Here is a 21,636-nt window from a genome sequence, read left to right as displayed (position 1 = left end):
TTTTTGTCAGAAAAAGGTATTTGACAGTTCAAATAAATTCATCGAATTTTCTAAGAAATTCCCTTTTTTTGGGTTAAAATCAAGCGATTTATGGAATCGAAATTGGCATAAATATAAGTTTTATTCTTATTCTTCAGAAAATCTACGGTAACTGTCAAATTCGATAGACTCTTTTTTATGAATTTTGTTGACGTATGCTTGAGTTCTTTGAACTCATATCGCATCAGCGATATGAGTAATTGGGCAATGAATCCTATGATTATTGCTCCATAGATGCTCTCATCCGTCCAGACCCTTAGTGGTTTTATTTCTATTTCGTTTTTCAGCGAGTTAAATATTTTTTCAATTGAATCCTTTTTCCTGTAGGTTTCAAGAGCATCTATAAGTGTCAAATTCTTACTTGATTTTAGGCAGAAAAATCCTTCTCTTCCGTTAATTACCTCTTCTTCAAGGAGTTCAAAGGCTTCATCTTCACTCATCTCAACCAGCTTTGTCTGGTATGAATAACTTATATCAATGAGTTTATTATTGATTCTGAATTTCTTTGGAAGTTTCTTATTCTCATCAATTGATTTCTGTATCTCTTTTGCCTCTTCCACCATTCTCTTCACTTTTCTGACTCTTGCTTCCAATTGCTGTTTTCTTAAAGTTTGCGAGAAATAGAGGTAGTTTGTACTGCTGGGTTTTACAATCTTTATTCCATAGATCCCCTTTTCTTCATCAACGACTTCAGGTTCAAGCTGATCAAACATTTTAATCAGCTTATCATCACTGGCGTTGAGCTTTTTTGCAGTAAGGTAATCCATTTCATCTTCTTTGATCAGAGCTAGATTTTTTATGCTATTTGCACCTTTGTCAAAAACAACAAGTGACTCTTTATTAAGTCTATTTCTTACCTGCTGATACGTTTTTTTAAAATGAGTCTGATCGGGAACGTTTCCTTTTTCCACAGTAATTCCAACAGGTAAGTTTATTGGATCTGCAAGTTCGCTTACTCCTAAAGTAATCTGTTTTTTATCTGGACGGTGATCGCGGCTGTAACCATATTTACCAAGTGGAGACTTATCACCATAAAGAACAATACTTGTCCAATCCATGTTGATATTAGTGTGTTCAAAATTGTACATGGAGAACAAAACATCCTGAATATCCAGAATGATCTCTTCTTTATTACTTCCCAAAGTTTGAAGGGTTCTGTACAGAACCCTTTCATTGAATTTTTCAAGATTGAAAAATTCCAGGACTTCGTCCTGGTTAATCCATTTATGAGCCCGATCAATGCTAAAGTTCTCTGTAAGTTTATAGCTAAGCAAAGCTTTGATCAGAGAATTGAAGTCGATACCTTTAGCCTTATGCTTACCCAAAATAGATGAAAAATTAAGCTGTTCATACAGGTTTTCAACAGCAAGAATGGTTCCGATGGGAAAGCATATATTGTCGTTAGGAGTTATTTCATATGTTCTTAGTTTTGTTTGCATTTTGGTCGATCAAACATTACTAAGAACTATGATTTTTATTTAACTGTCAAACTTAGGCTGCAAATGCCCTGTTTTAGTTCATGGGTGGAGAAATCCGACAAAAAAGCCTGCTGCAGAAAGAAAGGATAATTTGTTCCTTGTTGAGCCTACATACCTGGAAAGTAAGAGAATGGGATATTACAACAGTAAATGTATAAAAAATTACATGTATAAAAAGTTACATGTATAAAAATTTACATGGCCTTCATAGCTTCCGGACCTTGAGGGAATATTTATTCCATCAGCCATTATTTTAATACTCTTATGAATCTTAAGGTGTTCATGAATTTTAAGACTTTCATCATTCTCGCGCTGGCCCTCACAGTTCTTGCAAGTTCAGGATGTGAAGGGTTTCATTCGGAAGGAGCCCAAAAGGAATCTGCCAATTTTTCCCTCAATTCCTCTCCTGTAAAGTACGCCTCCGTTAACGGCGTAGAGCTCGGGTACAGGGAGTTTGGCTCGGGAGAGCCCCTTCTGCTGATCATGGGGTTCGGAGGGACTATGGACATGTGGAATGCGACTTTTGTCGAGCGTCTGGCACAGGACTACAGGGTTATAAGCTTCGACAACAGGGGGATAGGGTTCTCTTCCGACAACGAGGGACCCTTTTCCCCGGCCCTGCTGGCAGGAGATGCTGCAGGCCTGCTTGATGCCCTCGGAATTCCGCAAGCCCATGTTTTAGGCACGTCTATGGGTGCCTCAATTGCCCAGGAACTGGTCCTCAACCATCCGGAAAAAGTGGATAAACTTATCCTCTCCTCGGCAGCTTACAGCGTCAACGTCCCTGAAACTGTCCTCCTGGAAAACATGCTTCGGTCCTGTGCCACAAATTCCGACCTGGACCCGGCAGTCCGGAAACAGGCAGATGCAAACCTGAAATGGAACGGCACTTACGAACACCTGCCTGAAATAAGGAGCAAGACCCTGCTTTTAGTCGGGACGGACGACGAGTTCACACCTCCCTCAATCACTCTTGAGATTGCAGAAAAGCTGCCAGAGGCAGATTATATTGTATTCGAAGGAGCAAAGCACTGCGGGGAACGGTTTTTGCCAGCTGAATATTCAAAGGCTGTCCTGGACTTCCTGCATGAGGGCAAACCCTCAAAACTGACAGGAAACGCCCCCTGATAATACCATCCATTTTTATGTGAGAAGCTCCTTTACGTTTTAAACCGGTTCTGAAATGATTTGCGTAAGCCCTTTTTCTTCAAATTTGCCAAAACTTTCAGCTGCCTGAAAACAACAAACGCTGATCTGACATGTCTGACAAAAATTTCACCTGCACTCCTCCGGAAATCCTTGCCCCTGCCGGCGACTACGAAGCCCTGCTCGCCGCTATAAAAGGAAAAGCTGATGCCGTCTACCTGGGGGTAGGCGAATTCAATGCCCGCCAGGGGGCAAAGAACTTCACACCCGAAGACCTGGAAGCCGCCGTTGACCTTGCCCATTCCCACGGGGTCAAGGTCTACGTAGCCCTGAACATCCCAATCAAGCAAAAGGAAATGCAGGCAGCTCTGGTAATAATAGACAGGGCTTATGCCGCCGGGATCGACGCGGTTATCCTGCAGGACCTCGGGCTCCTCCGGCTCCTGAGAGAAATCTACCCTGACCTGGCCCTCCATGCCAGCACCCAGATGACGATCCACAGCAAAGCGGGAGTCGATTTTGCTTCAGGGCTCGGGACAAAAAGGGTCATAGTTTCAAGGGAACTTACCACCGCCGAGCTCAAAGCCATCGTGGACCACTCGGACGTCGGGATCGAGGTCTTCGTACACGGCGCCCTTTGTTACTCCTACTCCGGCAAGTGCCTCTTCAGCAGCTTTCTCCATGACCGGAGCGCAAACCGGGGAGCCTGTGCCCAGCCCTGCCGCCGACGCTACAGCTTTCTTGTAAACGGCAGGGACATTGACGAGAAATATATCGGGGGCAGCTACCCGATCAGCTGTGCCGAACTCTGTACTCTCCCTGGCCTGGACGAGATAATTAAAACCGGGGTTGAAAGCCTCAAGATCGAAGGCCGGATGAAAAAACCCGAGTACGTGACCGGCAGTGCGGCAGCCTACAAAACCGCGGTCGAGCATATCTGCAGGACCGGGGAACACTTAAGCAAGGAAGAAATTGAAGCAAAGGAATCCGAACTTGCAAAACTCTTCTACAGGGGTTTTACAAAAGGCTTCATCCTCGAGGAAAAAGGTGTCTCCCACCCGAAGTACAGCTCCAACTACGGAGCCTTCCTCGGCAAGGTACTGGATATTGGCCGTTCAAAAAGCGCTACCAAACTCACTGTTCAACTAAACGAAGACATCCACATAAAAGACGGGATCAGCCTTTTTGCCAGGGACCGGATGATAGGCTCGGCAATAAACGGCATAATCACCCTCCGTGGGGAACGCGTTAGGAGCGCAAAGAAAGGCGAAAAAGTGGGCCTTGAAATCAGCCCGAAAACCGGCAGGGCCGTGCGCATCAGGGATGAACTGTATATCACAACCGACAACGAACTCCTGGATACCCTGCAAAAAACCGAAATGAAGCTGATCCCCGTAAGCCTGAAAGCAAAAGCCAGGAAAGGGGAAAGGTTTACAGTTGAAATTACAACCGGAAGCGAAGCCGGAAGCGAAGCCGGAAACGAAGCCGAATATGGCAAAACTGCCGAATTTACCGATGATTACGTCGTCCAGGAAGCCCAGAAAGCTCCCACCACGGAAGAACAGGTCAGGAGGGCAATGGAAAGCCTTGGGGGCACTCCCTTTGAAGCCGTAGGCGTCGAGATCGAAGCCGACGAGAACATCTTCATCCCGGTCGGGGTACTGAAGGGCACAAGGCGCCAGGCTTCAGACCTCCTGCTTGAAAAAATCCTCAAAGCAAATAAAAAAGAGCAGAAAAAACCCGATGTTTCAGATTTCACCGCTCTGTGCAGTACACAGGCAAGTTCGAAAATCGGTGGAGGCTCGGAAAAAGCTGCAGCAAATATTACAGTAAAGGAATCCGGAAAGCCTCTCCTGAGCGTTGAAGTAGGCAAAGTTTCTTCCCTGCTCCGGGCAGCCGAAGCGGGTGCAGACATTATCTATATCCCGATTTCCACATTCGAGGAGCTAAAAAGCTCCGAAAACGAAGGGAAACTGGACGACCTGAAAGCCGGAGGCTTAGAGCTCGTCTTCATCCTCCCCATAGTAAACCACGACAGGGAACTGGAAGCCCTTATCCCCCTAATCGAAAAAGTCCGGGACGCAGGCTTCGGCATTGCGTGTTCCAGCTTGGGTACGGTGCAGCTTGCAAAAACCCTGGGGGTTCCTTTTGTCGCCCAGAAGGAGTTCAACACCTTCAACGCCTTTACCGCGAGTACTTTCTACCAGGCAGGAGCGTACAGGGCAACCCTCTCAAGCGAACTGAACCTGAGCGAGGTAAAGAACGTCTGCGAAGCGCTGGAGACCTGCGAAGGGGCAGGCCAGACCGAAATCGTAGTCTATGGCCGGGAACTGATGCTGATTACGGAAAACGATCTCCTGAAACCCCTGGTTGACCGGAAGCTGGTAAACAAAAACAGTGATGTGCTCCTTTCCGGCCAGGACGGTTCCGATTATCCGGTCAAACGAGAAGGAACCCGGACCCTGATCTACAACTCAAAAGTGCTTGACATGTTGAAATATGTCGATAAACTGAAAAAATACGGGGCTGACGTGTTCCGCCTGAACCTGTCCCTGAACAGCGACAGGGAGATCGTGGAAATCACGGAGGCGTACAAAAAAGCCCTTTCCGGAAAAGAAGCCAGGTTGAAGGCAGCAAGAGATGTGGAGTATACGACAGGGCATTATTTTAAGGGGATTTGAGGGCTTTCAAAAGCCCTTTCAAACCCCCCTTCTCTTCAACTTCTCTTCAACTTCTCTTCAGCCTTTATCCAACTGTTTCTTCGATTTTCCCTTCATATTTTCTTCCTTACTTCATCCCAGAGCCTTTCTTATTTTCCCCATTTTCGTAAGGGTCGAGCAGACGAGCTGGGAGACTTCCTCATCCATGCAGTTCCCGGCTGCCCCTGCCTGCAGGAGGTCGGGCTGCATCATTTCCAGCAGGATGCGGTACGAAGGCTCGGCCCGGGCTTCAAGGGCAAATCTGGCTTGCAGGACCTCAATATCCTTCCGGACATCTTTCAGGCAGCCCTCCGGGAGGAAGCGGGAGGCTACATTCAAGTCCAGGTACCCGGATGCAAAATTGAGGTCCGAGGACAGGGAGGGGAAATACTTCGTTAGCAGCCGTTCGCAGGCGGCTTCCCCTAGTTTTTTCCTTACATCTTCCAGGGCCAGGCCTGTCCCGATGAACTCAGGAGGCAGACCTATGGAGTAGAGGGCTCCCGTGAATTTGATTGCCCTTGGCAGGTGGAGGTTTTCTTCCGGCATGCTGGCCTGCAGCTCTTTTCCGATGTCGCTTTGGCAGAGCCGGGTTATTCCGGAGATGTCGGGGGCAGTTCTCGAATATCCTCCGCTTCCCCTGTGCATCAGGCGGTCCCTTTGCCGGGGCAGGATCTCGGCAATCCTGTTTATCACGGGTTCCAGTTCCCGGACTATGCGGCTGTACCTGGCCCCAAAGATCCCTATGATGTTTACGAGTTCTGCCTTTTCTTCGGGGGAATAGGGGTCAGGAGTTTCCGGAAGCCTTGCTTTTGCAAGGCGGACCAGGGCTTTTGCATCCCCTTTTTCATGGTTGTACCTGAGAGCGGACTGCAGGGTAACGGTCCCTACACCCCTGTATTCGTTAAAGAAGTTCTCCGCATTTTTCAGGTCCAGGTGCCCCCTGAAAGGCAGGGTCCCGGCTCCGAATATGATCCCTATTTCGGTATCGAGCTCCGAACTTAATTCGGAAATCCCGTTTATGGCGTATTTGCAGGAGAGGGTGCTTGCCACATGCCCGAAGGAAAGTGCCGAGTCGGATTTGCCCAGAAAGACCCTGAATTTCTCAGGGGCAGTCCCGAAACGCCCTTCCCAGGCATGGATTGTCTTTTCCGCAAGCCCCTTTGCGCACAAAAGCGCCGGAGCATCCTCAATCAGGGGAATTATCCGCGGCACTTCCATTGAAAACCCGAACTCCTTTTTTGCAAGTTCGCTTACATCCGCCATGTGCTGCTGCGCTTCCAGGATCTCCCGGACTGTGCCGGTCATGGGGTGCACGAACTCCTGAATTGCCTGGACATCCGAGTATTCCAGGGCGTTGTAGTTTGCTTCGGCAACGGACATCATCACCATAAGCTGCCTGAAGCGGTTCTCCTGAACCGCACTCGGAGCCCTCGGGGTGAGGAATATGTCTTTTCCGGGCACGAGGTCCGATTCCTCTATGAGCTTTGCCACAATCTGCACATTCTGGTGGTAGGGTGTGGCCTTTCCCTCGTAGTCCGCCATATATTCATCGCAGCCGAATTCCACTGCTGCTTCCACAGCTTCTTCCGGCTCTTCCTGGGTCGAGATGTACCTGGAAGCAGAATCCGGGTGCTGGGTACACATTACTTTTGGAAAAGTGCTTTTCCTGGTCATGAGAATATATCCTTATGCTGCAAAATGCAAATTTTTTGATGTTTTGCAAGTCCATCTATGGACCTTCAACCGAGTTATTGTTAACCACGTATCAACATAGAAATGGTGTCAAGAGGATAGTTTACCTTAATAATAAATGTTATCGTTGACAATTTGGAAAAATGGTTAACAATAAAAATCTCGTCCGGACTTTGAGACTTCCGGAAATATGCTACATCGGACACAATGAAAGATCCTGCAGAACAAAATTTTGGATAAATATATGCTGCGGCCGGTGTTCTGAAGCCTTAAGTTGAAAAGACAGAGACAGAGGCAAGAAAGATCCGGCTTGGTGAATGACGTTTATTCGTAAATTCGTAGGGCAGGAGGACATAAAAACCTCTTACCCAACTATTTTTCTTATTTTTTCTTGAGCTCCAGGCTAAATTTCCGGATTTTTAAGTTTCCTATTTTTGAGCTTGCTTTATGTTTCCTATTTTTGAGTTTCGGTTTTAGCCCTTCATCAGGACCGGGCCGCGAGCTCTTCGGGCTGTTTTTCGTATGAAGGAAGCCTGAAAGCCTCGATATCCCAGTTTGCCCTTTTTGCTCCGGCCTGATAGACGCTTTCCAGGAAGTCCAGCACCTTCTGCCCCGGAGACTCCGCCTCCCTTATGCTGTTGTACATGAGAAGTGCCATCCCGGCTTCAGGGTTCCAGAAGGCTTCTTTCGGGCGGAGCGGTTCTTCCATAAGCCCTTCGGGCTGCGGGGCCGCATAGGCATAAAAAGCAGGTTCCCTCACATTTTTATCTCCTGCCCAGAACCCAAAGCTTATCACCTCATGGGAGTAAGCTTCACGTTCAACTTGACTTGCCCCCTCCCTTACCTGGGCAGGTCTTCCTGAGAATCGGGTCAGAGCCAGGTCACCGTGGTGCCAGAAAACATGTGCTGGAGAACTTTTCCCGATGAACTGTCCCCTGAATACCTGATAGATCGAATCAACCTGCAAAAGGATTTGCCAGTACCTCTTTGCGTACTCTCCATCGTATGCAGCATGTTTTTCGTCCGTTTCGAAAGGTTCCGTACTGATATCCGGGACATCATACGGGACTGCCCGGATGCTGGCCTCGATTCCAAGTTCAGAGAGACCGGAGAATACGGCTTTATAAAACCGGGCGACTGAAAGCCCTTCAAGTTCAATGTTCCTGGAATCCCCGCCGCTTGAATCAATCCTCAGCACATGTTCCCTGAAATCAAACTCCATCTCGAAAATGAAATTCTTATAGGGAATGGGGCCGGTAGTAAGCCCCCGCGTTGAGACGTAGAACGGCACATGCCACCAGTGGTTCTTTTTTGGAAATAAGCCAAGCCTGATTTTCCCCACAATTTGCATAAACAGGTGCAGAGTGTCCTTTGTGTCTTCCCACTCTTCAATGGGCAAAGGCGGAAATCGTACATTCCGGATGTTACTGTCCATGATATTGCTGCTCATTATAATACTCCCCCCTTTCAATAAGATCTCCAGAAGTCAAGCTTACTGAAAAATCCAGTCCGGATACAACAATCAGGTTTATGTGACTTATTATATATAAGTCTGTAAATAAATAATGCCCGGACAAAACGAAAATAGTAAAAATAGCTATTTATCGCTGGATGTTTAATCTTCCTGTAAGAATAACTTTGGGGGCTGAGATTGAGGTCTGAGTATTGGAGTCCGGTTATTGTAGGCCTGGTATCGGGGTATGAGTTTTGGACATCAACATAATCGATGTAAAAAATCTCGAACACTCTTTTGGCGACGTAAAAGCCGTAGACGGGATCAGTTTTACTGTCCGGAAAGGTGAGATCTTCTCTTTTCTCGGGCCGAACGGGGCCGGGAAAAGCACGGTTATCAATATCCTGACCACCCTCCTGAAACTCCAGAAGGGGACTGCAAAGGTCGCCGGATTTGATGTGGCAAAAGAGCCCGAGAAAGTCCGGGAATCCATCGGGATTGTCTTTCAGGAGCTGACCCTGGACCGGGACATGACCGTGCGGGAGATCCTGGAATACCACGGCAGGCTCTATTCCATGCCAAAGGAAGAAAGGAGGAGGCGGACCGAAGAGCTGCTCCGGCTTGTCCAGCTTGAGGGAAAAGGGGACACCCGGACAAAATACCTGAGCGGGGGGATGAAGCGGAGGCTCGAGATTGCCAGGGGACTTATGACACGCCCGACAGTGCTTTTCCTGGACGAGCCTACAATCGGGCTTGACCCCCAGACCAGGATCAGGATCTGGGACTACATTAGGGAAATCAACCAACAGGGGACCACCATTTTCCTGACCACCCACTACATGGACGAAGCCGACCAGCTCAGCGACAGGATCAGCATTATCGACCACGGGAAAATCATAACCACTGGCAGGTCCCTGGAACTGAAAAACATGCTTGGAAAAGACCTCATCTATCTGGAAAGCAGTGACAACCGGGCGGCTGCCGAACTCCTTAGGGAGCTTGACAGCGTAAAAGACATCTCTGAAAAACCGAAGGGAATGGTGCTCATGATCAGCGGGGACGGAACCCGCCTGCTCCCGAAGATAATGGAAATGCTGACCGGAAGAGGGATTGCAATAACAACCGTAAACCTGAAAAAACCTTCTATGGACGACGTTTTTGTCCATTACACGGGCAGGGAATTAAGGGACGGAGGGGCGGAAAAGATGTCTTCGGCGATCATAAGGGCAGGGAAGCGCTGAAACGAAAAGAGGGAGCCGGGAGAAAATGAAAATTATAGTCCCGAAAGTAAATATTTACACTTACTTTATACTCGGAAGACACGGAAAGCACGAAAGGATTGTGTCCCCATTTTCTTTTATTCCGTGTTTTCCGTGCTTTCGGTGGTTAAACCTTCACTTGAGATTGGTGAAGGAGATTATGTCCTTGACGATAAAATGGAAGAGGGATCTAAAGTGGGGCCTATAGTGATAGCTGGAGGCTGGAAGCTGTGAACACGGGCTTTCTTACAATCTACTGGCGGGACATGCTAAGGTTTGTCCGGTTCAGGACCCTTCTCTTCTCCTCCCTCGTGCAGCCGGCTCTCTGGCTGGCTTTTTTCGGGGTTGCGATGTCCAATAACTTTGACCGGCTGACTGCGACCCTCCCGACCATTCCGGGGGTCCCGACGGTCGGCTACCTGACCTTCATAGGGGCAGGGGTTATTGCCATGACCACACTTTTTACTAGCCTCTTTGGGGGAACCGTACTTCTCTTTGACAAGAATTGGGGGCTCATGAGAGAAACCCTTTCAAGCCCGCTTCCAAGGATCCACATCATAATAGGCATCGGGCTTTCAGGAATGACAAAGTCCTTCATCCAGGCTACGGTCATCATGCTCTTCGGGCTCCTGATCGGAGTCCGGTTTTTTGACGGGTATACCCTGTCCCAGACCCTTGTCTCGATCTTCGGGATCATGCTCTTTGTCGGGGTTTTTTCCCTCGGATTTCTTTTCCTTTCCGGAGCCATTGCCATCAGCATGGAAAGCCCGGAAGGAATGCAGGCAGTGATAACCCTCCTCACCATGCCCTTCTTTTTCACCAGCAATGCGCTTTACCCCGTGGACTCCTTTCCTCCTCTGCTCCGTTTTCTCTCGACGATCAACCCTTTGACCCACCTGGTCAGCGGAATCCGGTATTTTGCCATAGGAAATAACTTCTCCGCGATCGGGATCCAATATGTGTATACCCCAAACGACATTCTTGTTTCTTTCCTGTCCCTGCTCACCTTTGCCGCAATAATGTTTCTTATTGCAAGGTGGAGGTTCAGCAAGGTGAGTGTGACATGATTTCAACCAGGCATGATTCAAACAAGGCTTCAGGCAAGCCCGCTTAAAGCTTTAATTTGTTCCTCAGCCAGCTTTTTCAGCGTCCCTGACTCTATTACGGGAAAAACCTCAACCTCGCATAAATCCATAAACGGGAAATTGTAAGCCATATAGGCTTCAATAGACTCGACATCGTACAGAGTAAAAACCCGGCTCCCCCCGGCGTCGATCCACTGGTTGATGACCTTCACCCCTTCCGGACATTCCATACATCCCACTTCTTCCCAGCGTTTCAAAGCTTCAAGACTGTGCTCAGGACTGATTCTGGCTATGTTTAACAGCAGCATATTTCCCACCCCACTGGCATGTAGTTATATGTGCTATAATTTATATTTGGTAACGCATTAAAGTCTATGGGAACTGAAACCGGACACCCGATTGTTCAGTCTTTCGAACGGCATGAAAAATGGAAGTACTGCTACATCGATGATGAGTACATAGACCTGGAATAAGTGCGTGGACCTCGAATGGAAGGAACATACAAAGCGGTCCGCTTTCCCTGAAATAATCCCGGAACTTTCAGCGCCTTCTAGAGCTTTCAACGACTCTTTTTACTCCATTATTTATCTCGGGTATCGGCTTCGAAACTGGAGAGTATATATCAAAGGGTATCATAAAGATACTGGTATATAAAAGATAGCGTTTCATAGGAATACCCTGATTAAACTACGAAAAACATCAAAAACGGACATCAAAATACATTCAAAAACAGGTTTGAGGTTGAAAAATGTACTGTGACCAGTGCCCTGAAGTCCTGACCGGAAAGGGCTGTACAAAAAACGGACCGTGCAAAAAGCACAGAATAGAAAATGTGACCCCAAAAGACCAGGGTAATTCGCCCGGATTAAGTTTTTCGGCCAGGCTGAAAAAAGTTATGGATATTTTCGGGAAAGAGGATTCAAAGAACAGTTGATCCCTGAAACCTTTTGTACTTGTTTCAGTTACACAAGCTACCTTTTCTCTTCTTCCTCCCTCTTTTTTTCCTCCAATTTTTATTCTTTCAATTCTTATTCCTTTTCTTCTTATTCCTTTTCTTCTTATCCCTCCTCTTCTTATTCCAACCCTTAAAAATTCCCTTTCCGGTATCTTCTACGATACCGCTACCGACTTCGAAACTGTTTGCTATATATGTACTGGTATCATAGGTATACTGGTATAATAATGATATTGGTATCTAAAAGATATCATCATTGAGAGCAGCAAGAAACTCCAGGAAATATCGGAAAACATCGAAAAGAGCCGGATTCACTACAAAACGGATTCACTACAAAACGGATTCACTACAAAACGGATTCACTACAAAACGAATTCACTACAAAACAGTTTGAGGTCGATAAAATGTTCTGTAATCAATGCCAGGAAGCACTAAATGGGAAAGGTTGTACGAAAAACGGAGTATGCGGAAAGAAAGGGGAAGTTGCGGACCTCCAGGACAGTTTGATCTATGTCCTTAAAAGTGTCGCCTTCTATAATTCGAAAGCCAGGGAAGCCGGGCTGAATGATAAAGCCGTAGACCGCTACATCATTGAAAGCCTCTTTGCCACGCTCACGAATACCAATTTTGATGGGGTGGAGATTTCAGCCCTCATAGCAAAAGGGTTTGAACTTCGGGACGACGCAAAAGGGAAACTTTCAGGAAAGACACTCTTCATTGACAAAGAACTCTCCGAAGTGGCAAATGTTACCCCGGAAAGCATAAAGGAAATGGACGTCGGCTACCTTGCCATCGAAAACGAGGACGTCCGTTCCCTGAGGGAACTGCTGATCTACGGCCTGAAAGGGCTTGCTGCCTATGCCCACCATGCCGACATCCTCGGGTACAGGGACGACGCGATCTTTGCATTCATAGAAAAGGCCCTTATAACAACAGCCGACGACCGTTTCGGAGTCGAAGGCCTGATCCCCATGGTCCTGGAATGTGGAGGCCAGGGAGTTTCTGTCCTTGCCCTGCTCGATAAGGCAAACACCGAGACCTACGGAAACCCGGAACCAACCGCAATCAACATCGGAGTTCGGGACAAGCCCGGAATCCTGATCAGCGGACACGACCTCCGGGACCTCGAACAGCTCCTGGAACAGACGAAGGGAAGCGGAATCGACGTCTACACCCACGGGGAAATGCTGCCTGCAAACGCCTACCCTGCCTTCAAGAAGTACGACAACTTCGCAGGCAACTACGGAAACGCCTGGTGGAAACAGAACGAGGAGTTTGAAAAGTTCAACGGCCCAATCCTCATGACGACAAACTGTATCACCCCCCCGAAAAACTCCTACCTCGGGCGGATCTACAGCACCGGAGTCGTTGGCTTTGACGGGGTCCCCCACATCTCCCTGAAAGAAGACGGCACAAAGGATTTCACAGGGCTCATCGAACAGGCAAAGACCTGCAAACCCCCCGAGCAGCTCGAAAGCGGGACGATCATGGGAGGCTTTGCGCATGTGTCAGCCCTCTCGGTTGCGGACAAGATCATAGACGCTGTAAAGGCAGGACAGATCAGCAGGTTCATGGTAATGGCAGGCTGCGACGGCAGGCACAAGGAAAGGTCCTACTACACCGATTTCGCAAAAGCCCTCCCCAAAGACACGGTCATCCTGACAGCAGGCTGCGCCAAATACCGCTACAACAAACTGGACCTAGGCGACATCGGTGGAATCCCGAGAGTGCTCGACGCCGGGCAGTGTAATGACTGCTATTCCCTTGTGGTCATAGCCCAGAAACTTGCCGAAGCCTTCGGCCTCGAGGACATAAACGACCTTCCGGTTTCCTACAACATCGCCTGGTACGAGCAAAAAGCCGTCCTTGTGCTGCTCGCCCTCCTGAACCTCGGCGTAAAGAACATCACCCTTGGCCCGACTCTCCCGGCCTTTGTCTCCCCGAACGTCCTCAACGTCCTGGTCGAAAACTTCAGCATCAGGCCAAACACAACCGTTGAAGAAGACATGAAGGTCCTGCTCCCAATGGCTCCCGCAGAAGAAAGCAAGGAAAAAAAGGAAGAAAAGCCGAAGGGAAAAAAGCCGGAAAAAGAAGCGGCAAAAAAACCCGAGAAGAAAACTGAAAAACCTGCGGAAAAAGCCAAAACCCCGCAGAACAAGCAGAAGACAGCTCCGCAAAAGAAAGTTGAAAAGCCTGCAGAAAAGCCGGTGGAAAAACCTAAAAAGTCCTGGCTTGCCAGCATACCTTTCATTAACAAACTTGTAAGGTAAGAGCTGCTCGTAATGTAAGAGTTGCTCGTAATTACTTGTAAAGTAAGAGGTTATACAAACCTCTTCTTAACCTATTTTTGCTTTGTAGAGATTGTTTCCGTAAACGGTTTTTTACCTGATTTTCGATTACTTGTGATCTCACCGGCTGCGAAGCAGGCGGCCTTTCCCGGATCTCTGAAAATTGAGATTTTTCGACTCCTGTCGGAACATTGAATTCCCGGAATCAATCCATTTTCTCGAACCTTTTGATGTTATTCCTGACATCGGTATACGTGGGGTTTATACGGACTGCGTTTTCAAAAGCTTCGGCAGCCTTTTCATGTTCACCTGCTCTGGAAAGGACACAACCTTTGCAGTTCCAAGCATAGGCATCATCCGAATTGATTTTAAGAGCTTTATCAAAAGCCTTGACAGCTTCGGCATAAGCCTCAATTTTTCCAAGAGCAAGCCCTTTGTTGTTCCAGGCAAGATTATACCCTGGACTAATTACCAAAGCCTTATCAAAAGCCTGGAGAGCTTCATCATACTTCTCAAGTTCCATCAAGGCAAGTCCTTTATTGTTCCAGATCTCAGCATCCTCGCCAAGCTCCAGGCCCCGGTCAAAAGCCCGAATTGAAGATTCGTACTGCTGCAGGTGATAGTGAACAAGTCCCCTATGCCCCCACGCCTTCGCAGAGTCAGGTTTTATCTCCGTAGCCCTTTCCAGGACTTTCAACGCTTCTTCATATTTTCCCTGCTTGCAGAGCCTGCTCCCCTCTTTACAGCACCCGCTTTCGGAATACTTTTCCGGGTTACATTCCCCTGCCCTTGCAAAGGCTTCCCTGGCATCTTCAAACTTTCCAAGCCTATCTAGCACAAGCCCGAGCCCGTAGTGTGCGGTAGATGCCTCAGGCATTATGTCAAGTGTCCTTTCAAAGGCTTCCCGAGCCCTTTCGTAAATTTCCAGCTTATAGAGAGCAAAAGCACTGCAACAAAGGGCCTTGCCGTCGTTTCCCCGACTTAGCTCAAACTCTTTCTCGAAAGCCTGCGCTGCCTCTTCATACTTCCCCTGCCTGTAGAAGACCCGACCTTTGTAATAAGAAGCTCCCAGGAACTCCGGGTTAAGCTCAAGCACCCCGTCAAAAGCCTCAACCGAAGCCTCATACGCCCCGAATTCCAGTAACGCAAGCCCTTTCCCGTACAGGTTCTGGGCATACCCGGGGTTGAGAGAAATGGCCTTTTCAAAAACCTCAAGGGCTTCTTCAGGCCTTCCAAGCTTGCGGAGCACATTTCCTTCATTATACAGAGCTTCGGCATAAAGCGGATTTATCTCAAAAGCTTCCTCGAAAGCCTCCCTGGCCTCCTCATACCTCCCAAGCCTTTCAAGGGCAATTCCCTTATTGTTCCAGGCAGGAGCATATTTTTGATTAAGTTCAATGGCCCTGTCAAAACATTCTATTGCTCTATCGGGTTTTCCGTTACGTAAACGTTCAAGGCCTCTGCTATTTAATTTGATGAAATCTTCAGTGGTCATGTAATCCCCCTTTTCTATGAGAAAATAGATGCGTATTTTTTGCAGATTTTTTCAGAAAAATAACACAACTTATAACAATTATCTAAATATATATAAATATATAAAAAACATAGATACTGATTACAGATATTTTTCAATATGAGGGACACCCTATTATAAGAGAGTAAATTTCAGAATGAGATGATTAAAGTTCAGAATCTATTTTATGCAAGGAATTATATAATAATATAATTGTCCATTATATAATTAATTATCAATACAAATTGTAATTTTCGGAGATATTTTTCTATTAATATATAGCGGGTGTGATATTATTAGCAGAGGTTTTTTTGCAAAAAAACGAGCCCAAGGAGGATTTTATCTTTATAGTCGTAAAAGAAAGCAGAAATTCAAGTATGGGTTTTGGGTTCGGCAGGGGCTCGATTTTTACATTAGTGAAAACTATGAAAAAGCAATAGATGTTTTTGATAGAGTTATAGCAAGAAAAGGGCCAAGCTTTGCAAAATATCAGAAATGGGCTAAAAAATATGTTAATGCATGCAGCAATAAAGGAGCAAAACTATTAAATGAGAAAGATTTCGACAAGGCTGACAAATATTTTTCTAAAATTGTGAAAATATGTCCTGCTAATCATGAAGCATGGAATGAAAAAGGCTATGCACTTTTACGTTTGGGAAAATACGATTTAGCTCTGGAATCAATAGAGAGGGCTCTTAATACAAATCCAAAATTCATAAGTGCTTTGAACAATAGAGGTGAGGCGCTTCGCGAACTTGGAAGGCTTGAGGAAGCAATTAAGACTTTTGACAAGGCATTAGAAATTAGCAATAAAAAAGATTCTTATGCATGGTGCAATAAGGGCATAACTCTTGCAAGGCTTGAACGCTACTATGAAGCAATTAGTGCTTTTAAAAAAGCTATAGATCTTAAAAAACAAGAATCCCAAGAATATCCGGAAGCATGGAATGAAAAGGGCATTGTTCTTCGTGAACTTGAAAGGTTTAAAGAGGCACTTGAGGCTTTTGACAAAGCATTAGAAATTAACAAAAGTAAGGATGCTTATGCATGGTACAATAAGGGCATAACTCTTGAAAAACTTGAACGTTACGATGAGGCCAACAGTGCTTTTAAGGAAGCTATATATTTCAAAAAACAGGAATATCAAGAGTACCCAGAAGCGTGGAATGAGAAAGGTATTGTTCTTCGTGAACTTGAAAGGTTTAAAGAGGCACTTGAGGCTTTTGAAAAGGCATTAGAAATTAAAGAAAATAAAGATGCTTATGCATGGTATCATAAGGGTCTAACCCTTGCGAAACTTAAACGTTACAATGGGGCCAACAGTGCTTTTAAGGAAGCTATAGATCTTAAAAAACAAGAATCCCAAGAATATCCGGAAGCATGGAATGAAAAGGGCATTGTTCTTCGTGAACTTGAAAGGTTTGATGAGGCAATTGAGGCTTTTGACAAAGCATTAGAAATTAACAAAAGTAAGGATGCTTATGCATGGTACAATAAGGGCATAACTCTTGAAAAACTTGAACGTTACGATGAGGCCAACAGTGCTTTTAAGGAAGCTATAGATCTTAAAAAACAGGAATATCAAGAGTACCCAGAAGCGTGGAATGAAAAAGGTATTGTTCTTCGTAAACTTGGAAGATCTAGAGAGTCTCTTAAGGCCTTTGAAAGAGCTGCTGATCTATTTAATAAGAGCGGTCTAACTTTTTACTCAAATAACAAATACAAAAAAGCTTTGGAATCTTTTAATAGCGCCATTGAAATAAATACAGAATCTGCTGATTTGTGGTATAATAAAGGTCTTGCACACTATTACCTTAAGGAGTTTGATGAATCTCTCAAAGCTCTAGATAAGGCCATTGAAATAAACCCAAAATTTGCAGATCCAATCTTACATGAAATTCTTGTTTACTCTGAACTAGAGGATTATGATAAAGCAAAAGAGACATGTTATTCATTAAAAATGCGTCCTAATTACCATATTGAGCGTTTTTTAACAGGAGGGCGAGATCTTCGTAAAAAAGGTTTTATCCTTTTTGATACAGAAAACTATGAGGAAGCCTTGGATGTATTCAAAGTTGCTACAAAATTTTTCGCCCAGTTTCTTGAAGCTAATCCAAAATGTGCTGATGCATGGTATGAGAAAGGGCTTGTGTTTCGTTTTGAATATCTTAGTTTTAATAAGCTTAACAATGAAAAAGAAGCCCAAAATGCTCTATTGATTTCTATTGAATGTCTTAATAATGCTGTTGAAATAAATCCAAAGTATGCTTATGCCTGGTACAATAAAGGACTTGATTATCGTGATCTTGGAATATTCGATAAGTCCATAGAAGCTTTTGATAAAGCCATCGAAATTAAACCGGATTATGAGGATGCTTGGTATAATATAGGCCTTGATTATCTTGATCTAGGAGTATTCGACAAATCTATAGAAGCTTTTGATAAAGCCACCGAAATTAAACCGGATTATGAGGAGGCTTGGTATTATAAAGGCCTAGTGTATAATAAATGGGAAAAATATCGCAAAGCGATAGAATCTTTCGATGTAATTTTGCAAGATAAAAAAAATGAACATTACAGCGATGCATAGTATAACAAGGGCAACTCCCTGTATAGCCTTAAAATTTATGGTAAAGCGTTGAAGAGTTTTAGTGATTTTTTTGACAAGTATCCTGAACATGAACACGCCTCTGGGGCAAAAAACAACGTGGGCCTTATTTATTATTATATGGGCGAATATAATGAAGCTTTTAACTCTTTTGATGAGGCTAGTAAGGAAAATAATATTTACGCTCTGAACAATAAGGGACTTGCACAGATCAAACTTGGTCAGTATAATGAAGCGGAAAAAACTTTCGAAATTTCTTTAAAAAATAATGGGCAGGATTCATATGCTTGGTATCATCTGGGTCTTGTCCGTGATTATCTTGGTAAATATGAAGGTGCGATAGAGGCTTTTGATAAGGCAATAAAATATGGAGACTCTACAAGTTCACATTCGTTAGGTGCAGTAACTAGCAAAGGTTTCGCTCACCGTAATTTTGGAAAATACGATTTGGCAAAGGGCGACTTCAAGAATGCTGTTGGAACTTTTGATAATGCAATTAATAAAAACCCAAAAAATATAGATGCATGGAATAATAAAGCAATTGTTCTTCGCGAACTTGGAGAATTCAATAAATCCAAGGAATCTTTTGAAAAAGTGATACAATTATATAAAGATATTCTAGAAGAATTCCCAGAGGATGCCTATACATGGTACAATAAAGGTCTTGCTTATTATAATCTTAAAGATTACAAAAATGCATTAAATGCATTTGAAAGAGTAATAAAAACCAATCAAAATAATGCAGAGGCTTGGAATTATAAAGGTTTTATTTTCTACAACAATGGAAATTACTATGCAGCAATAAATGCCTTTGATAAGGCAATAGATAATTTTGACAATAATCCAAATTCTGATAATGTACGCCTTAATAAAATTCTTGCTCTTTGTAATCTTGAAAAATATGCTGATGCTGAAAAAGTTTTTGTCGAAATGGATTTTAATGGCACAAGAAAATCCTATAGATAGTATCAAAAAAGCATTGCTCTTTTTGGACTTGAAAAATATCCAGAAGCAATTGAAGCTCTTGATAAGGCTTTAGAATTAAATCCAGATTATCCAGATGCATGGTATCAAAAAGGTGTTGTTCTTTTTAAACTTGAAAAATATCCAGAAGCAATTGAAGCTCTTGATAAGGCTTTGAGAATAAATTCAGATTATCCGGATGCATGGTATCAAAAGGGTATTGTTCTTTTTAAACTTGAAAAATATCCAGAAGCAATTGAAACCTTTGATAAGGCTTTAGAATTAAATCCAGATTATCCAGATGCTTGGTACTGCAAAGCTTCCTCATTATTATTTCTAAATAATCATATTGAAGCGATAGATGCTTTTGAAAAGTCTGTCAAGACATATGAGAACAGATTGAAAAAGAATCCAGATGATGTACTGGGCTTGTGGAAAAAAGGCATTACCCTTTACAATATTGATAAATTTGATGAAGCAAAGAAATCTTTTAATGAAGCCATAAGAATTTATGATGCATATTTGAAAATACACCCTGAAGATTATTTTTATAGGCGAAAAGGTTTTGCTCATTTTTACAACGGAGAATATAAAGAGGCAATAAAAGCATTCGATAAACTAAATAATAATAATAATAATAATAATAATAATGATAATAATAATATTACATGCAAGAAATTCAAAAGTATTGCCTCTTATCTGGATATGAAATCCACTAAAAACAATTTTAATTCAGAAAAAACTCCAATAGAAAAAGAATTTCTTGTTAAGGCACTGAAGAAAGAAGTTCTCATTCATTGTAAAAACGAAGAATACACTAAAGCTTTAAGAGACATTGAAGAAATTTTAAGCTTTGAGCCGAAGGACGCTTACCTGTGGAATGACAAGGGTCTTGCTCTCTATTGTAGTGGTAAGTACTACGAGGCCATTGAAGCTTTTGAAATGTCTATACGTATTAGAAATGCTACGGGATCCGGCCCTATAGCGGAAACATGGAATAACAAAGGCCTTGCCTTATATTATAGTGGGAAATATATTGAGGCTCTCGATTCTTTTGAAGAAGCTATAAGGATTAATCCTGTGTATGCAGAAGCATGGAATAACAAAGGTCTTGCTTTCTGCGAGCTTAAGGTATATGATAAAGCTTTAGAAACCTTTGAAAATGCTATTAAGATATACCCAAATAATGTCTTTGCACATATATACATGGGAAAGCTGTTTGTAAACTTTGGGGATTTTGATGCTGCATTCAAAAAAGTAGAAGATGCCTTTAGGGTTAATACAAATAATAATTCTGCACTAAGTCAGGCATGGTGTTTAAAAGGGCAAATTCACCTTGAAAAATTAAAATACGAAGATGCGATTTACTCTTTTGAAAAAGCGATTTCTTATGATGCAGTTAATCCCTATTTTATCCTATGGTACTCATATGCAAGGTACCTTAAGTCAGAGTTTTCTTCAAAATCATTTAATAGTGAAGAAATTACTAAAAACCATAAAGAAAATATTCTTTTAATAATAAGGGATTTAGAAAAAATCATAGCTTTCTTTGATAAATCTGAAAATTACCCAAAATATCAAAAATGGATTAGCTCAATTAAATCATATATAAAATACATTTTCTCATTTTTCAAGAGACCTCCAGTTATTAAAAGTTGCAAAGATATGTATGACTCCAAATCTATAGAGGCTAACGCTCTATATTTGATGGGCTGTCTTTACTATAAAATTAATGACATTTTTTCAGCAATGTGGAAGTTAGAAGAATGTACAAAATTAAAATCAGGGGGACATATTCAGAAATCTGCACATAAATTAATTGATAATATCTGGGATTATAGGATAAAACCTTACGTTTCATGGTGGAACTGGTGGTTAAATTCCCCCGTTCATCGTTGGCCAAAAAGAATTATGTTCATATTCCTTACATCACTAACTTTTAAACTGTTGAGGCTGGAAGAGTATTTAATTAACATATTTAAGGGAAAAATTCCCGAAAATGTTAACTTTCTAGATCTAATACAATTTTCCTTACTTGTATTTGTTCTAATTTTTATCCTGCTTTCTCCAAGTATCAAAAGTTTTAAAGGAAAGGATATTGAAATTGAGCTGCAACAACAATCTCCACCTCCAATAGAGTTCTATCCATTTATGCCCCCATTTAAATTTGAACGTATCTCAATTGGCAGTGAATTTATTGAGGATTGCCAAATAACACTTCCAGACTCAACAGAATATACTCAATTGAAACCTGACGATAAAGTGCGATAAACGATACAAAATCTGGAAATTTACTCATCGCCAATTTCTTCAGAAAACTGTTAGTATAACTACTTTCCAAAAAGTCTCCAGCAGGTTAACCAGAAGCTACCCTTGCTTTTGCTTCGTTTTCACAGAAGGTTCTCAGTTGCTCCTGCATTGTAGAATGGAATCAATGGAACCAAAAAATTAAATAGAA

Annotated in this window: 13 protein-coding genes and 1 pseudogene; 9 read left to right on the top strand and 5 right to left on the bottom strand. The window is 43.7% G+C overall.

Features of this window, described 5'->3' with window-relative positions:
- Positions 1-50: 50 nt before the first annotated feature.
- Positions 51-1,478 (bottom strand): IS1634 family transposase, encoded by a 1,428-nt coding sequence (locus tag ACSAZK_RS01755; RefSeq protein ID WP_440955715.1) that lies wholly within the window; start codon positions 1,476-1,478, stop codon positions 51-53.
- A gap of 303 nt (positions 1,479-1,781) precedes the next feature.
- On the opposite strand from ACSAZK_RS01755, the gene ACSAZK_RS01750 reads away from it, so the two are divergent.
- Positions 1,782-2,645: an alpha/beta fold hydrolase gene (locus ACSAZK_RS01750; protein WP_440955714.1), complete on the top strand. Its 864-nt coding sequence runs from the start codon at positions 1,782-1,784 to the stop codon at positions 2,643-2,645.
- A gap of 131 nt (positions 2,646-2,776) precedes the next feature.
- Entirely contained in the window at positions 2,777-5,344 is a 2,568-nt protein-coding gene (locus ACSAZK_RS01745; RefSeq protein ID WP_440955713.1) for a DUF3656 domain-containing U32 family peptidase, read from the top strand.
- A gap of 111 nt (positions 5,345-5,455) precedes the next feature.
- On the opposite strand, the gene ppcA is transcribed toward ACSAZK_RS01745, so the two are convergent.
- Positions 5,456-7,036, bottom strand: a complete 1,581-nt coding sequence (gene ppcA, locus ACSAZK_RS01740) for a phosphoenolpyruvate carboxylase (protein WP_440955712.1) — start codon at positions 7,034-7,036, stop codon at positions 5,456-5,458.
- Between the two features lie 502 nt (positions 7,037-7,538).
- On the bottom strand, positions 7,539-8,504 hold the full coding sequence (locus tag ACSAZK_RS01735; protein WP_440955711.1) for a DUF5996 family protein: 966 nt from the start codon (positions 8,502-8,504) through the stop codon (positions 7,539-7,541).
- Between the two features lie 257 nt (positions 8,505-8,761).
- Between ACSAZK_RS01735 and ACSAZK_RS01730 the strand changes: the two genes are divergently transcribed.
- Positions 8,762-9,748 carry an ATP-binding cassette domain-containing protein gene (locus ACSAZK_RS01730; protein WP_440955710.1) on the top strand — a complete coding sequence of 329 codons (987 nt, stop codon included), beginning with the start codon at positions 8,762-8,764 and terminating at the stop codon, positions 9,746-9,748.
- Between the two features lie 248 nt (positions 9,749-9,996).
- The gene (locus ACSAZK_RS01725) at positions 9,997-10,833 is read left to right on the top strand and encodes an ABC transporter permease (protein ID WP_440955709.1); all 837 of its coding nucleotides are present in this window, start codon (positions 9,997-9,999) and stop codon (positions 10,831-10,833) included.
- 29 nt (positions 10,834-10,862) lie between these two features.
- Here the strand turns inward: ACSAZK_RS01725 and ACSAZK_RS01720 are convergent, their stop codons facing one another.
- Entirely contained in the window at positions 10,863-11,159 is a 297-nt protein-coding gene (locus tag ACSAZK_RS01720) for a DUF3303 domain-containing protein (RefSeq protein WP_440955708.1), read from the bottom strand.
- 440 nt (positions 11,160-11,599) lie between these two features.
- On the opposite strand from ACSAZK_RS01720, the gene ACSAZK_RS01715 reads away from it, so the two are divergent.
- Positions 11,600-11,785: a hypothetical protein gene (locus tag ACSAZK_RS01715; RefSeq protein ID WP_440955707.1), complete on the top strand. Its 186-nt coding sequence runs from the start codon at positions 11,600-11,602 to the stop codon at positions 11,783-11,785.
- 425 nt (positions 11,786-12,210) lie between these two features.
- Positions 12,211-13,827: pseudogene (gene hcp, locus ACSAZK_RS01710) on the top strand (hydroxylamine reductase); the annotation flags it as partial.
- A gap of 472 nt (positions 13,828-14,299) precedes the next feature.
- On the opposite strand, the gene ACSAZK_RS01705 reads toward hcp, so the two are convergent.
- On the bottom strand, positions 14,300-15,589 hold the full coding sequence (locus ACSAZK_RS01705; RefSeq protein WP_440955706.1) for a tetratricopeptide repeat protein: 1,290 nt from the start codon (positions 15,587-15,589) through the stop codon (positions 14,300-14,302).
- A 256-nt stretch (positions 15,590-15,845) separates the two neighbouring features.
- On the opposite strand from ACSAZK_RS01705, the gene ACSAZK_RS01700 reads away from it, so the two are divergent.
- From ACSAZK_RS01700 to ACSAZK_RS01690, 3 genes are read left to right on the top strand one after another with little or no spacing between them, the layout of a single operon-like run.
- Complete coding sequence (locus ACSAZK_RS01700; RefSeq protein ID WP_440957077.1) at positions 15,846-18,197, top strand: tetratricopeptide repeat protein; 2,352 nt, start codon at positions 15,846-15,848, stop codon at positions 18,195-18,197.
- 48 nt (positions 18,198-18,245) lie between these two features.
- Positions 18,246-19,181: a tetratricopeptide repeat protein gene (locus ACSAZK_RS01695; protein WP_440955705.1), complete on the top strand. Its 936-nt coding sequence runs from the start codon at positions 18,246-18,248 to the stop codon at positions 19,179-19,181.
- 12 nt (positions 19,182-19,193) lie between these two features.
- A complete protein-coding gene (locus tag ACSAZK_RS01690; protein WP_440957076.1) occupies positions 19,194-21,449 on the top strand; it encodes a tetratricopeptide repeat protein in 2,256 nt (751 codons plus the stop codon).
- Positions 21,450-21,636 lie beyond the last annotated feature (187 nt).

Origin of the sequence: Methanosarcina sediminis, from assembly GCF_052056915.1 — an archaeon.
Classification (GTDB): Archaea; Halobacteriota; Methanosarcinia; order Methanosarcinales; family Methanosarcinaceae; genus MTP4.
The sequence above is the reverse complement of the archived record's forward strand: the minus strand, read 5'-3'. Positions and strand labels throughout refer to the sequence as shown.

Bases quoted from the DNA above. Each gene is read 5' to 3' on its own strand.
- ACSAZK_RS01755 (WP_440955715.1), bottom strand. From the start codon at position 1,478: ATGCAAACAAAACTAAGAACATATGAAATAACTCCTAACGACAATATA.
- ACSAZK_RS01750 (WP_440955714.1), top strand. From the start codon at position 1,782: ATGAATCTTAAGGTGTTCATGAATTTTAAGACTTTCATCATTCTCGCG.
- ACSAZK_RS01745 (WP_440955713.1), top strand. From the start codon at position 2,777: ATGTCTGACAAAAATTTCACCTGCACTCCTCCGGAAATCCTTGCCCCT.
- ppcA (WP_440955712.1), bottom strand. From the start codon at position 7,036: ATGACCAGGAAAAGCACTTTTCCAAAAGTAATGTGTACCCAGCACCCG.
- ACSAZK_RS01735 (WP_440955711.1), bottom strand. From the start codon at position 8,504: ATGAGCAGCAATATCATGGACAGTAACATCCGGAATGTACGATTTCCG.
- ACSAZK_RS01720 (WP_440955708.1), bottom strand. From the start codon at position 11,159: ATGCTGCTGTTAAACATAGCCAGAATCAGTCCTGAGCACAGTCTTGAA.
- ACSAZK_RS01715 (WP_440955707.1), top strand. From the start codon at position 11,600: ATGTACTGTGACCAGTGCCCTGAAGTCCTGACCGGAAAGGGCTGTACA.
- ACSAZK_RS01705 (WP_440955706.1), bottom strand. From the start codon at position 15,589: ATGACCACTGAAGATTTCATCAAATTAAATAGCAGAGGCCTTGAACGT.